The sequence below is a fragment of the Paenibacillus sp. J31R120 genome, assembly GCF_056269225.1.
The window spans coordinates 146,152-160,405 of sequence record NZ_JBWDNN010000010.1; the positions used below are offsets into that span (position 1 = coordinate 146,152).

The 14,254-nt window shown below is 54.0% G+C and carries 8 protein-coding genes; all 8 read left to right on the top strand.

The annotated features are described in order from the left end of the window. The first annotated feature begins 26 nt into the window (after positions 1-26). The 8 genes from AC0YNW_RS25905 to AC0YNW_RS25940 all read left to right on the top strand — a co-directional run bounded on the left by AC0YNW_RS25905 (position 27) and on the right by AC0YNW_RS25940 (position 13,884). Entirely contained in the window at positions 27-965 is a 939-nt protein-coding gene (locus AC0YNW_RS25905) for a carbohydrate ABC transporter permease (RefSeq protein ID WP_387479763.1), read from the top strand. Positions 966-980: 15 nt separating this feature from the next. Then, positions 981-1,817: a carbohydrate ABC transporter permease gene (locus tag AC0YNW_RS25910; protein ID WP_475834370.1), complete on the top strand. Its 837-nt coding sequence runs from the start codon at positions 981-983 to the stop codon at positions 1,815-1,817. 135 nt (positions 1,818-1,952) lie between these two features. Then, the gene (locus AC0YNW_RS25915; protein ID WP_387479761.1) at positions 1,953-3,320 is read left to right on the top strand and encodes an ABC transporter substrate-binding protein; all 1,368 of its coding nucleotides are present in this window, start codon (positions 1,953-1,955) and stop codon (positions 3,318-3,320) included. Between the two features lie 117 nt (positions 3,321-3,437). Further along, on the top strand, positions 3,438-5,159 hold the full coding sequence (locus tag AC0YNW_RS25920; protein ID WP_475834371.1) for a cache domain-containing sensor histidine kinase: 1,722 nt from the start codon (positions 3,438-3,440) through the stop codon (positions 5,157-5,159). 6 nt (positions 5,160-5,165) lie between these two features. Then, on the top strand, positions 5,166-6,746 hold the full coding sequence (locus AC0YNW_RS25925) for a response regulator transcription factor (RefSeq protein WP_475834372.1): 1,581 nt from the start codon (positions 5,166-5,168) through the stop codon (positions 6,744-6,746). Positions 6,747-6,931: 185 nt separating this feature from the next. Continuing rightward, positions 6,932-8,080 carry a glycoside hydrolase family 88 protein gene (locus tag AC0YNW_RS25930; RefSeq protein ID WP_475834373.1) on the top strand — a complete coding sequence of 383 codons (1,149 nt, stop codon included), beginning with the start codon at positions 6,932-6,934 and terminating at the stop codon, positions 8,078-8,080. Beyond that, a complete protein-coding gene (locus tag AC0YNW_RS25935; protein WP_475834374.1) occupies positions 8,077-10,797 on the top strand; it encodes a beta-galactosidase in 2,721 nt (906 codons plus the stop codon). Before AC0YNW_RS25930 ends, AC0YNW_RS25935 begins: the two co-directional genes overlap by 4 nt. Positions 10,798-10,992: 195 nt before the next feature. Beyond that, positions 10,993-13,884: a polysaccharide lyase family 8 super-sandwich domain-containing protein gene (locus AC0YNW_RS25940; RefSeq protein ID WP_475834375.1), complete on the top strand. Its 2,892-nt coding sequence runs from the start codon at positions 10,993-10,995 to the stop codon at positions 13,882-13,884. Positions 13,885-14,254: the final 370 nt, after the last annotated feature.

Here is a 14,254-nt window from a genome sequence, read left to right on the forward strand (position 1 = left end):
ACTACAGATGGCAGAGGTGAACCCTGATGGAATTGAGCAAGCCAGCGGGAGCGGAAGCTCCTGCGCCAAAACGCCGCTTCTGGAACAACAGTCGCAAAGAAGCCTTATTCGGCTGGCTGTTTCTTGGCCCGGAAGCAATCGGCATTATATTGCTGTATGTGTTTCCCGTATTTTTTTCCCTGTATTTAAGCTTTAGCGAATGGAATCTGATGGGCGGATTGTCTTCGGTGAAGTTGATTGGCTTCGACAACTTTAAAGAGATGCTGTCGGATGTGAAGGTGCATAAAGCCTTGAGCAACAATCTCATCTACACGTTGATGACTGTGCCCGTCAGTATGATCCTATCGCTTATTCTGGCGGTCATCATCCATAATCGCGTCCATTTTCAGAGCTATTTTAAAGTAGCGTTTTTCATTCCTTATATCTCTTCCATCATTGCGATCGGGGCGGTATGGAGCGCGCTCTATCATCCGTCAGAAGGCCCGATTAACCGGATGCTCTTCTCCATTGGCATCGAGAATCCTCCGAAGTGGCTTGCCGACCCCGACTTTGCCTTACTGTCGATTGCCATTATCGCGGTATGGGCGATTGTCGGCTATATTATCATCATCTATCTCGCCGGCATGACGAACATACCGGAGGAGATGTATGAGGCCGCAAGCATAGACGGTGCTACGAGCTTTCAGAAGTTCTACAAAATTACACTGCCGCTGCTCGCGCCGACGACGACCTTCCTGTTCATTACGCTGCTGATCGGGTCATTCAAAGTATTCGATATCGTGGCGTTTCTCACATCGGGAGGACCCTTCAACTCATCTACGGTGCTTGTCTATCGCATCTACGAGGAGGGCTTCCAGAACTTCCGCATGGGCTACGCATCCGCCCTGTCATGGCTCCTCTTCTTGATCGTCGGGCTGTTGACGATGCTGACGTGGGTGCTGCAGAAGCGATTTGCACAAGATTAGAGAGGAGCCTGACCGATGCATACAACTAAAAGCAAACTAACCAAAATCATTACGACGGTACTTATGGGCGCCTTCTCGCTGATCTTTCTTGTGCCGCTGCTATGGATGATCTCCGCTGCCTTCAAATACGAGAAGGATGTTATGGCCTTCCCAATACAGTGGATACCGCAAGCGTGGAATGCGGTCGGCAACTTCAAGGCGGTATGGATGGGCAATGTTCCCTTCCATTTGTTCTACTTCAATTCATTGAAGCTAGCGGTTCTGATGACAGCCATTACGATGATCATCAGTTCAATGGCGGCCTTTGCCTTCACGAAGATGCAATTCCGGGGGCGCGGATTCATCTTTGCGCTGCTGCTTTCGTTCATGATTATCCCGGAGCAGGCGACGCTGGTACCTCGCTTCCTGTTGATGAAGTGGCTGGGACTGTATAATACACATACCGGACTTATTATGATGGGCATGTTCTCCATCTACTTCACCTTCCTGATGCGCCAGTTTATGGCCAGCATCCACAATGATTTTCTGGAAGCGGCCAAGATGGACGGAGCGGGTTACTTCAGAATTTTCTGGCAAATTATATTGCCGCTGTGCAAGCCGATCCTGGCGACCGTCGGCATTATCAAGTTCATCTGGACCTGGAACGACTACCAGAATCCGCTGATCTTCCTGCTGGACAAGAAGCTGTATCCCATTACGCTTGGCATTCAGCTGTTCCGCGACGACTATGCGGACAACTTCGCCGTGCTGATGATGGCTTCCTTGTCTGCGATTATACCGCTGGTCATTATCTTTATCCTGCTGCAAAAGCATGTCATTAAAGGCATCTCGCTTGGCGGCGTAAAGGGATAACGCGTCACCGGGTGATAAAGTCAAATCTTTGCACGAATAGAATCAAATTGTACACACCCCGGCAAGATCGGCGGCTATATAATCAGTCATGTAATCGCGGTAGCGCTAACAAATTTATGTTCAGGGGGAAATAACATGAAGAAGCACGCGACTTTGCTTTTAAGCATCATCCTGCTTGCCGTAACGGTGTTGGCAGGCTGCTCGTCCTCGAATGGCGGGAATAGCGGGAATACCGGCAGTGCAACTCCGAAGCCAAGCTCGGAGCCGGCGGCGCAAGAGAAGGTAACCATTCGGTATTTCAACTGGGACAATGATGTACAAGCCCAGACGACAGCCGAGTATATCAAGCAGTTTGAAGCAGAAAATCCGAATATTCGTGTCGAGTCGGTAGCGCTGGTGCCGGGGAACTCGCTGGAGACGATGAAGAAGCTCGACTTCCTGGTCGCTTCCGAGGAGCAAGTGGATCTGATCGCATTCCCGAATTCATCCGAATTGTTCGCACGTGCGCAGAACGGCGTACTCGCTCCGCTTAATGAATTTTATGCGGCAGAAGGCATGAAGCCGGAAGAAGAATATATGGTTAATCCCAAGATGAACGACAATTACTATGGTATTCAGACCAATGCAACAACAAACTTCATTGTGCTGAACAAAGATGCGCTGGATGAAGCGGGGCTTGAGGTGCCGAAGGCAGGCTGGACATGGGACGACTTCCGTGACTATGCCAAAAAGCTGACAAAGGACAACAACGGCACGAAGCAGTTCGGAGCTTACTTCCATAGCTGGCCGCTGTATATGAATCCGGCAGCGCAAGTGAATATGCGCCATCCGTTCCTGACGGAGGAAGGCGAGACAAACTTCAGCGATCCTACCTTCAAGTACTTCTTCGAGCTTCGCCGCGCGATGGAAGCGGAAGATAAGTCGGCCAAGCCGTATTCCGATGTTATTGGTGCGAAGCTGGCTTACCGCACAGAGTTCTTCGACGGCAAAGCAGCGATGATGCTGACAGGCAGCTGGATGATCTCGGAGATCGGCGATACGGAGAAATATCCGCATACGTTCAAGACGGCTATTGCGCCTGTGCCGCTGCCTTCCAAAGGAGCAGATCCATCCGTCTTTATCGGCGGCAACTTTGTATCGGTAGGCGCAAGCTCGAAGCATAAAGAAGAGTCCTACAAGTTCGCTCGTTTCATCTCTACCAATTTGGGCGAAGCGCGTATCGAGCTGCCGGGCTGGATCAAGGGAGACGCGAAGCCAATCGTGGAGCGCCTGATCGGAGAGAACAAGGAGCTGTACGATCTGGATTCGCTGATGTACACGCTGTTCACAGATGAGATCAAGCCGCTTCCTGCCTCTAATGTGGTTGTCTCATACGACAAGGAGCTGGATCAAATTTTGACCGACGGCTTCAGCAAATTCATTCTTAGCAAGCAGTCAGCAGATGAAGCGCAGCAGTGGATGGTTGACGAAGCCAATAAAGTCATTCAGAAGAACAGCAAATAACAAGGCGGCTACGCTAGCGCCCGGGAACATCCCTATCGGATGTTCCCTTTTCCCTTTCCTCTCTCTGTTCATGTCAGAGGGCGGCCAGTATAATGGATAGGCGGAAGGAGGATGGACATGTTCCAATTTTCATACTATAGACGTATCCAGCTTTCGTTCCTGATCCTGGTGCTGCTGCCGCTCATTGCGGTATCGCTGTTGTCCTATCATACGACGAAGGCCAATATTGTCGATAAGATTCACGCCTCTAATCAGGGGACGCTGAACGTTATGGCGCGCGATATTGCCAAGACGGTGGATGATCTCGTATTTGCGTCCGATTTTATGATTCAGGATGCGAATCTGCGTCCCCGGCTGAAGCATTTTATGACGATGAAGGGAATTGAGCAGTTTACGGACTATGAGCAATATATTGCGCTTAAGGACAGCTTCGGCCCCATTTCGATGAAGGCGCTGAACTCGGAGCTGCATATGTTCCTTGTCAATCCGGAAGGGTTTATCATTCCGTCTGCGGAGAGTCCCGGTGGCATGGACTATCTGGAGAGACACTGGAATCAGGTGAAAGGCAGTCTTGATATGACGTTGTCGGGACGGGTCCAGTGGCTCGGCATGGCGCATGGCGAGCGGCAAGGCGAAAATGAATATTATTATGCGGCAAGAGCGATGCGCGACTATCGCGCCGATGAATATATGGCCTCGATCGTGATCGGCATCTCCAAAGGCTACTTTGAGAAGCTGTTCAGTCAGACCAGCTCGGGCTCCTACGCCCTGCTGGACAGCGAAGGCTCGTTGATCGCAGGAGATGCTTCCCTGCTGGAAGAAGATCAAATCAGCTCCGTCCGCAGCGAGGTTGCGATATCAAGAACGAATTGGCGGCTCATTTATGATCTGCCGGAAGAAAATGTGCTCGGCCAAATTTCCAAAACCTATTTTGCCAGCGCGATGCTGATCGTGGCGTTCGTCGCTTGTTTCTATCTGCTGTCGCTGCTGATGGCCAGAGGTTTGCACCGTCCAATTCGCAAGTTGGAAGCGGTTGCACGTCAATTCGGCGAAGGCAACTATACGGTGCGCTTTCCAGTCAGGGGCAAGGACGAAATCAATGCCCTTGGCGGTACGCTGAACGATATGCTGGATCGCATCAATCAGTTAATTGCCGATATTGAGCAGGAGCAGGAGCAGAAGCGGGTGATGGAGATGCAGGCGATTTTCTCCAAGATCCGTCCGCATTTTTTGCTGAACACGCTTAATTCGATCAAATGCAGCCTAGCCGTTCACAACGACCGCGAGCACAGCATGAAGATCGATGCTCTGATGAGTCTGCTGCGTGCCTATATGAAGGTGAACGAACCTTCGTCGGTGAAGAAAGAATGCCAATTGCTGCAGCATTATATCGAGATTATGGAGATGCGCAACGACAGGCATATCGCATTCGTGACCGATATTCCTGCGGAGCTGGAGGATGTGATGCTTCCGAAGCTGCTGCTCCAGCCTTTGGCGGAAAATGCGATTGTTCACGGTTTTGCGGAGCTGGAGGAGGAAGCCTGTATCGGGGTCAAGGTTCGCCGTGATGAGGCGTCAGATTTGGTTATCATTACGTTGACCGATAACGGCGGGGGCATGCCGGACGATAAGCTTGAGATGCTGAACAGGCTGTTCGACCCGAGGGAAGCGTCCGAGCATGCATCCTATGAGCGTGTTGGCCTTATTAGCGTCTATCAGGGCTTGCAGCTCGCTTACGGCTCCCGCGCGGAGCTTAGGCTTGCCCGAAAGCAGGAGAGAGGCATGATGGCCGAAATTCGAATACCGGCGGACGGTTCAGCGATGGAAAGGGGGGTGTGACTTAAGATGTACAAAGTGATGCTCATAGACGATGATGTGCCGATGCTCAAATATTTGCGCCAGCTGATTGATTGGAAGGGGCTTGGGTTGCAGGTCTGCGGTGATACGTACTCCAGCGTCAAGGCGCTTCAGCTCTTCCAGGAGCTGCAGCCGGATATCGTCATCACCGATATCGGCCTGCCCAAGATGAACGGGCTGGAGCTGGCGGCGGAATTCAAGCGGCAAAGTCCCGAGACGCGCATAATCTTTCTGACCTGCCACGAGGATTTCTATTACGCGAAGAAGGCGCTGACGCTGAACGCTAATGATTATCTCATCAAGGATGAATTGACGTCGGAGCAGTTGGAGGCGAGTCTGCTGGGCTGTGTGCAGAGCCTCCGCTCCGCCGCCCATCTGCCAGATGAAATCTCCTATCGCGATGATCTGCTTCGCAATGCGGATGTGCTGAAGCTGTCCCTGTTCCGGCAGCTGGTGAAGGGCGGAGACACGGGAGCGCATATTGCAGCGGCGAAGCGGCTTGGCATTGCATGGCATTACCCGTCCTACATGCTGGCCCTCGGCATGCTGGAGTACGCCTCGCTGCTTCCGCGTTATGAAGCGAAGGATATCCATCTCATTCGATATTCGGTCTATAACATAGCAAGCGAAGTAGCCAAGGGCTACGAGGGTATTACGGTATTCGACGAGGAACGCGGACTGATCGCGCTGCAAAATTATAAGCCGTCCCTCACCGTCAATTATGAGCAGCGGATGCAGGCATACCTGAGAGAAGTGCAAGAGCGGTGCAGCCAATATCTCAAGGTGCAAGTACGGATGCTGTGCGGCCCGGGCAAGCTGGAAGCGTCCGCCATAGGCGCTGCCTACAAGCGGCTGCTGCGTCTGAAGGAGAGAAGCTATTATGCGCCGGGCGCGCTGCTGGCTTGGACGGGGAATAAAGAGGAGCCTTTCTTTTATCCGCTCGGCCATTTCCTGGAGCAGCAGAAGCGGGAGATCGCCGATGCCGTTCGGGAGAAGAATCGGGACAAGCTTCTGCAAAGCCTGGAGAGCGTAGCCGGGACGGCGCGCAGCCGCGGGATCGATTCCGCAGAGCTGATTCAATTCGCCGTGCAGCTGCTGCGGCTCCTGGAGCTGCAATACGCGCCGCATACGGTCAGCGAGCAATATTACGCCTGTCTGCAAGGAACAGGGACGCTGGAGGATACGCTTGGCATGCTCCGCTGGAGGCTGGAGCGGCTGCTTGACATGCGCGCGGCAGAGGATGAAGGCGTGAACAAGGAGCCGAAGCTGCAAGAAATCGATCATTACATTGCGGACCACTTGTTCGACAATATTACGTCTATCGATGCAGCCAATCATCTGTGCCTGAATTCCAGTTACTTCTCCCGCTATTTCAAGCGGCTGACGGGAGAAAACTTTACCGACTATTTGCATCGCCATAAGATGGGGGTAGCCGCCCGCATGCTGGAGCAGCGCGAGGAATCGGTAGAGATGGTGGCGCTGAAGCTGGGCTATTCGGACCGCACCTATTTCTCCAAGGTTTTCAAAAAATATATGGGCACAACGCCCCGGGAGTATCGGGACAAGTAAAGTTCCGGACTTCCGGGATTTTTTTTGTCCTTTGGCAAGCATAGAATGCAGTAGAGGTGCTGGAAACGGCATATGAATCGTGCAGGATCAAAATAGTGCACATTGGAGCAAAAATACGCCCTAGGTCGCGTGCCCCGGAAGCGGTACAATGCTGAGCAAATGCAAAGCTTGGGAGAGTGATGAGAATGCGCAAGCAGGCTATTGAGGATGCCGTGGCACGAATCAGGCGGAATATCGACGCCTTTGGCGGGAAGTTTCCCCATATCGGAAGCAATGGCGGGGCATATGAACGTATCGAAAACGATGATTGGACGAACGGTTTTTGGCCGGGTATGCTGTGGCTTTGTTATGAATATAGCGGTGATCAGGCGTTTGCCGATGCCGCCCGCAAGGTGACAGACAGCTTCCGGCTGAGGCTTGAGCATAATACGGTGCTGGATCATCACGATATCGGCTTCCTGTATTCCCTGTCGGCCAAAGCGGAATGGTTGGTGCTGGGCCACTCTGATGCCAGAGAGCTTGCTCTGCGGGCAGCGGATAAGCTGATGGAGCGTTGGCGGGATGCCGGCGGGTACATTCAAGCGTGGGGACCGGCTGGCGATGAAGCTCAAGGCGGTCGCATTATAATCGACTGCCTGCTTAATCTTCCGCTTCTCTTCTGGGCTGCCAATGAGACGGGGGAGGAGCGCTTCCGGCAAGCTGCCGTGAGGCAAGCGGATTTGACGAGGCGATACCTGGTGCGCGGCGACGACAGCTCATATCATACCTTTATATTCAATCAGGAGAGTGGCGAGCCGATTGGCGGCACGACGCATCAGGGTTACAGCAATGGCTCCACCTGGACACGGGGGCAGGCGTGGGGCGTGTACGGTTTTGCGCTGGCTTACCGATATACGGGCGACAAGGCTTATTTGGATACCTCGAAGCGGATGGCGTTATATTTTCTCCGTCGCCTGTCTGAGGATCATGTCGCTTATTGGGACTTTCATGCGCCGGTGGGACCTGATACGTACCGGGACAGCTCGGCATCCGCGATTGTCGCCTCCGGCTTGCAGGAGCTGCTGGAGCATCTGCCAGCTGGTGATCCCGATGAAGGCGAGCTTCAGGCGGGATTAACGGATTCGGTCGATTCGCTAATTGCGCGTTATTCAACGATGGACGACCCTGAGGTGGAAGGGCTGCTAAGACATGGCTCGTACTATGTCAGGGGCAATCTTGCGCCGGATGATTTCACGGTCTGGGGCGACTATTATTACTTGGAAGCGTTAATGAGGCTGGAGCGCGGCATTCGCGGATATTGGTATCCGTTGCAAGCGGCTCGGGGAGGGCAATGATGAAGGAGAGGCATGAGGACAATATCATGAACGACCGGGATGATAGGAGGACGCACGAAACAGTCGGAGCGGCATCTGCTCAGGAACATGGAGATAAGCGTATCACTTACGACCGGCATAGCTGGATAATCGGGGGGGAACGCTTGTTCATCCGCTCCGCAGCCGTCCACTATTACAGGCTGACAAGGGGCGAGTGGGCCGAGCTGCTGGACAAGGTGCTGCTGGCAGGGTGCAATACTGTGGAGACGTATATCCCCTGGAATTGGCACGAGGAAGCTCTCGGGCTTTGGAATTTCAGCGGGGACAAGGACCTGGAGCATTTCCTCACCTTATGCGCGGAGCGCAGTCTCTACGTCATTGTCCGTCCCGGTCCATATATATGCGCGGAATGGGATTTCGGCGGATTGCCTTGGTGGCTCTCGGCGGAGGAAGGCATCCAGTACCGAACGATGAATGAACGGTTTCTGAGCCATGTCGATCGCTATTGGGATGAGATCGTACCCCGGATAGCGAGGCATCAATGGCCCACGGGCGGAACCGTTATTATGGTACAGGTGGAGAATGAATTCCAGGCCTACGGGCAGCCGGACCGGGCTTACATGGAATATTTGCGGGACGGACTGCTTGCGAGAGGCATTGATGTGCCGCTGGTCACTTGCTATGGCGGGGTAGAGGGAGCAGTGGAATTCCGCAACTTCTGGTCTGGCGCGGATGAGCATGCCCGCATATTGGAGGAGCGGTACAGGGACCAGCCCAAAGGCGTCATGGAATTCTGGATCGGCTGGTTCGAGAAGTGGGGCGGAGCCAAGGCCAGCCAGAAGAGCGCGCCGCAGTTGGAGCGCGCATGTTACGAGCTGTTGCAGGCAGGATTTACGGCGATCAACTATTATATGTTTTTCGGCGGGACGAACTTCGATCATTGGGCAGGACGCACGATCGGCGAAGATACGTTCATGGTTACCTCGTACGATTACGATGCGCCGCTCGATGAATATCTGGTCCCTACTCCCAAGTATAAGGCGCTCCAGCGGTTTCATGCCTTCGTCAGCTGGATGGAGAACGTGCTGACGGAAGCGGAGAAGGTGTATTGTCCTGTTCCGCTGGGCAAGACTTTCACGGGAAGAACGCTGCGGCATGCCGATGGCATGTTGCATTTCGTGACCAATAGGGATAAAGAGAGAGCCAGCGGGCAGGCGATATTCGGAGAGCTGCCGGTATGGGCTGACTTTACGGTGGAAGGAGACGGAATGCTGCCGGTTGTTACAGGCGTGGCCGCAAGCGAGACGCAAGACGGGAAGAGAATCGTCATCGACACACTGACAAGCTTTACGACCGGTATCCGTAGTGGCCATGGCGTTCTCTATCATGAGCCGGGCCAGCGATCCTCCCTCGTTCTGAATATGGGCGGCATCGTGAATTACGAGGTGGACTGTCCGCTTCCGCTTCAAGTGAGTAAGCTGGAGGGAGGTCATCTTCACTTCAAGCTCTTCCACGGTTCTGAACCGCGAATGATTACAATTCGGAGCGGGGAAGCTGTGCTCTTGCAGCTAGAGGTGACGCATCGTGCAGCGGTAGAGGAAGCCGGCGTGCCGAATGGAGCGGCGTTGCAGCACCCAGCCCACCCGGTATTGGAAGGCTGGCATTATGCGCCGGAGAATCCGGACGATTACAGGGAAGCCGGCATTGTGGCGCAGGCTCCTCTGGACTTCAGCACCTTCGGCAAGCACAGCGGGCATTTGCTCTATGAGACGAGATTCGAAGCGGAACGGTCGGATCAGCGGACGCTGCTTCTACCGCGAATTGAAGATCCTGTCCAGGTGTTCATCAACGGCGCATATGCCGGTGGAAGCGATGAGATCGGGGCGGCTGCGGTAACCCTGCCTGTGCAGCAGGGCAGCAACCTGCTGCAGATTTGGTGCCAGAATATGGGGCGCTACAACTTTACGGCGACGCTGGGGGAGCCCAAAGGGCTTAGCGCAGCGCCTGCGCTGGATGGCCGCCGCATCTCTCTGCTGGAGGGCTGGCAGGTAGACGGAGCCGGGTGCGCCCATTCCTTGCGGCAACTGCCGGAGATAGAGGGACGGATTGGTTTATACAAAACATGGAGCAACGAGCAAGGGTATGACCGGGCGATTATCGTTGGTTATGGATTATCCAGATTGCGCCTGAATGGACATCAGGTTCCGCTTTGCTTGCAGAATGATTCGGCATGGAACCGGGATGACGCTCCCTATGGCGTTGCTGATGCCAGCAGTCTGCTGCTGGCAGGGGACAATCTGCTGGAGCTGGAGGCTGCGGGCCTAACCTCCATTCCGAAGCTGAGCCTGTATCTGTATCACAGCTCGAACATGCTGGATTCGTGGATGACGATGCCCGCCGCTCTGCCGGAGCGGAGGCGCGAATGGAGCGCTGTCGGCGATATGGAAGCGGCCATCGCCTCACTAGAACCTAACCCGCGCTGGTGGAGGGCGAGCTTCCACTGGAGCGGCAGCGATATGGCAACAGCAGGGGAAGCGGGCTTCAAGCTCAAGCTGTTCCTTGGCGGCATGACCAAAGGAACGGTCTGGGTGAACGGCTTCTGCATCGGACGATATTGGGGGATCGGGCCTCAGGAGTATTATAAAATCCCGGCTGACAAGCTGCGGGAGCATAATGAACTGCTCATCTTCGATGAGCTGGGCGCAGCTCCCCGTGAGGTTCGTCTAATCGTGATATAGCAGTCAAGCGATCACCAAGCATCGGCGCTCGTTGGAGGAAGCATAGCTTCTATCCGGCGAGCGCCTATTGTGCTTGGACAAAAAAACGCACAACAAAGTCAAAAATAGACCCTCCATTACAAAAAGAAACAAGTTATAGTGATCACATTCTTATAAATGATAGCGCTTACATTAAATGATCAGGAGGAATGTAATATGAGCGTATGGCTGCGTTATGCGACAAGTATTCTACTATCGGTTGTTTTGATTGCGGGCGTGCTTCCGCAAGCGGGTCGATCCGTTGCGGAAGCGGCGGCGGCAGATGTGCTGAATGGCGGCTTCGAGACGGTCCAGTCCGCCGGAGGCTATTGGCAAGGGTCCCAGCCAGCTTTTTGGACCCACTGGGTTCCTGTGGGATCGCCGGTGCTAGCCGTCGATTCCGCCGTCTATTATGAAGGTTCCCGTTCGCTTCGGATCAGCGCAGCGGCTTCGGCACGGGCTGATGTGCTGCAAACGGTCGAGGTTGCGCCGGGAGAGACGTATCTGCTAAGCGGGTGGATCAAGACGGAAGCGCTGCAATCCGGCTTATCGAATGGCGGTGCATTCATAAGGACGCAATACTTAAACAGCGCCAATGTGAAAATGAGCGACGGTCCGGCATCGGCACCGATCAAGGGAACGACGGGATGGACGGAGCAAACGCTGCAGCTCGTTATTCCGGCCAATGTGACGCGAGTCAAAATCGAATTGTTTTATGAAAGCGCTACTGGAACGGCTTGGTTCGACGCGGTATCCATCAGCGGCGGAGGTTCACAGCCGCCAGTCGATTCGTCCTTGTTCAGCGCAGTGCGGGAGAAGCGGCTGCTGCAATTGACCGGCAACGCGTATTACAATCCTGCGGATGCGGATATGAACGCTGCTGTTGCCGCAATGGCAAGCCGAGTAAGCAATAGCGGCGGCAGCGGACATTGGGATCGGATGAACAAGCAAAGCGTCCGCAGCTATCTATGGAGCGATCTGTCCAGTAAGACGGAATCCTCCCATGTTACGGGGGCTTATGGCCGATTGAAGGACATGGCGCTTGCCTATGCGACAGCAGGTTCGCCGCTATATGGCAATCAAGCGCTGCTGCAGGATCTGCTGGCTGCGCTGGATTGGATGTATGCGAATCGGTACAAGGAGACCGTCTCTCCTTATAAGAATTGGTGGGATTGGGAGATTGGCTCGCCGCAGCATTTGAACGATATTGTGATTTTGCTGTATGACAACCTGTCATCCGTTCAATTAGGCAATTTTAATCGGGCGATTGATCGTTTTGTTCCCGACCCGGCGCGGAGGACGGTTCAGCCGAGCCTGGTGGAGACGGGAGCCAATCTCGCGGACAAAGTGTTTGTCGTTGCGCTGCGCGGAGCTACGGGGCAATCTGCTTCCAAGCTTTCTCAAGCGAAGAACGCGCTTAGTCCCGTGTTTCGTTTTGTGACGCAAGGGGACGGCTTCTACAGGGACGGTTCATTCGTCCAACATGGATATATTGCTTATACGGGAAGCTATGGCACAGTGCTGCTGGACCGGCTGGGCGACCTGTTCGACCTGCTGCATCAATCTCCATGGATGCCGGACGACCCGGAAGCCGGCAATGTGTATCGCTGGATCGAAGATTCCTTCGAGCCTCTTATCTATAAAGGGGCCATGATGGATATGGTGCGAGGGCGTGCTATATCCCGGGAACAGTCCACGGATCATACGACGGCCCGGGGCGCCATCCGCAGCATGCTTCGGCTGGCCCATTCGGCGCCGGCAGCCGAAGGTGACCGTATAAAGTCCGTTCTGAAGAGCTGGCTTCAGCAGGATACCTCCTTCGATAATTACTATGTCGGCTTAAGCGTATACGATATTGACAAACTCAAGCGCCTGCTCAATGATTCCGCTGTTCTGCCGGAGCAGGAGGGAAGCCGGAACAAGGTGTTCGCCTCCATGGATCGCGTCGTTCATGCGCGGCCAGGCTTCGCCGTTGGCATCAGCATGTCTTCAAGCCGTATTGCCAGCTATGAATACGGCAACGGCGAGAATAAGAAGCCTTGGCATACCGGCAATGGCGTGACTTATCTGTACAATAATGATTTGACTCAATTCAGCGACGGGTACTGGGCAACGGCGGATATGCTTCGGCTGCCCGGCATTACATCGGATCATGCGACAGCTCCGCTAACAGACTGGAAATATTATTTCAGCTCCAAGCCATGGGCGGGCGGAGCTACTCTGGATGGGCTTTACGGGGCAGCAGGCATGGAACTCGATATGGAGAACAGCTCGTTGACCGGCAAGAAGTCATGGTTCTTCTTCGATAATGAAATTGTTGCGATAGGAACAGGTATTACAGGCGGAGACGGGCGTCCGGTGGAGACGATCGTGGACAACCGCAAGGTGCAGAGCGGCGGCCAGGCGCTGACGGTCAACGGAACGGTTCAACCTGTGCAGCCGGGCTGGAATACGGTATGGTCAGATGTGACCTGGGCACATCTGAGCGGCGATGGCAAAGGGGATATCGGCTACTACTTCCCGAGAGCGGCTACGCTGCAAGGAAAGCGGGAATTGCGCACGGGCTCCTGGAGCGAGGTGAACAGCGGGGGTTCCACAGCTCCGGTCACAAGGGAATATACGAGCGTAGCTTTCCCGCACGGAACAAATCCGAACATGGGTCACTATTCCTATGTGTTGCTTCCTAATGCCGACGCCGCCACCACGCAAAGCTACAGCGAATCACCCGACATTACGGTTTTGAGCAACGGCACAAGCGTCCAATCGGTTAGGGAGCATACGCTTGGCTTGACGGCGATCAACTACTGGACCTCTGCCGTAGTGGATGGAATTGCCGCGAGAGGACCGGCTTCGGCCGTTGTGAAGGAGACGGGCAACGAGCTTGTCATTGCGGTGTCCGATCCGACCCAGCGCCAATCTACAATCTCGATGGAGCTCAGCCGTGCGGGATGGACGCTTGATTCGAGCGATCCGGCCATAACGGTGCAGCAAGTATCGCCATCTATCAAATTGACTGTCAATGTGGCGGGAGCGAAAGGCCGGACGTTTACCGTCAGATTTACGAAGTAGAGGCATCTATTTAGTTGTTGTACGGTTGTCCTAGATGAATGCGACCGCTACTCGGTATTCCGCCGGGAAGCGGTCGTTCGTCTTTCCGGAGCCCATTTTTATTTTTGAAAAGGCCCTTGACAATTAACTTAATTTCATATATCTTAAATTTAAGATAAATGAAGAGGCGGAGGGAAACCATATGAAGGACAGCAGGGCAATCTGCTGCAGCTGTTTATCGTATTGTCGGGGGCCCACTAGGGGAATAGTTCATACAACAGATAAGCATGAAAATTCGGATGATGAGCGTTAGCATCACGTACTTCTCATTTTGCACGGAGGAAGACTCGCTCATAGAGGGCATGAAAATATAACTTATATCTTAAATTAA

What these genes read in the sequence shown, in the direction of transcription:
- AC0YNW_RS25905 (WP_387479763.1), top strand. Translation starts at nt 27, where the DNA reads ATGGAATTGAGCAAGCCAGCGGGAGCGGAAGCTCCTGCGCCAAAACGC.
- AC0YNW_RS25910 (WP_475834370.1), top strand. Translation starts at nt 981, where the DNA reads ATGCATACAACTAAAAGCAAACTAACCAAAATCATTACGACGGTACTT.
- AC0YNW_RS25915 (WP_387479761.1), top strand. Translation starts at nt 1,953, where the DNA reads ATGAAGAAGCACGCGACTTTGCTTTTAAGCATCATCCTGCTTGCCGTA.
- AC0YNW_RS25920 (WP_475834371.1), top strand. Translation starts at nt 3,438, where the DNA reads ATGTTCCAATTTTCATACTATAGACGTATCCAGCTTTCGTTCCTGATC.
- AC0YNW_RS25925 (WP_475834372.1), top strand. Translation starts at nt 5,166, where the DNA reads ATGTACAAAGTGATGCTCATAGACGATGATGTGCCGATGCTCAAATAT.
- AC0YNW_RS25930 (WP_475834373.1), top strand. Translation starts at nt 6,932, where the DNA reads ATGCGCAAGCAGGCTATTGAGGATGCCGTGGCACGAATCAGGCGGAAT.
- AC0YNW_RS25935 (WP_475834374.1), top strand. Translation starts at nt 8,077, where the DNA reads ATGATGAAGGAGAGGCATGAGGACAATATCATGAACGACCGGGATGAT.
- AC0YNW_RS25940 (WP_475834375.1), top strand. Translation starts at nt 10,993, where the DNA reads ATGAGCGTATGGCTGCGTTATGCGACAAGTATTCTACTATCGGTTGTT.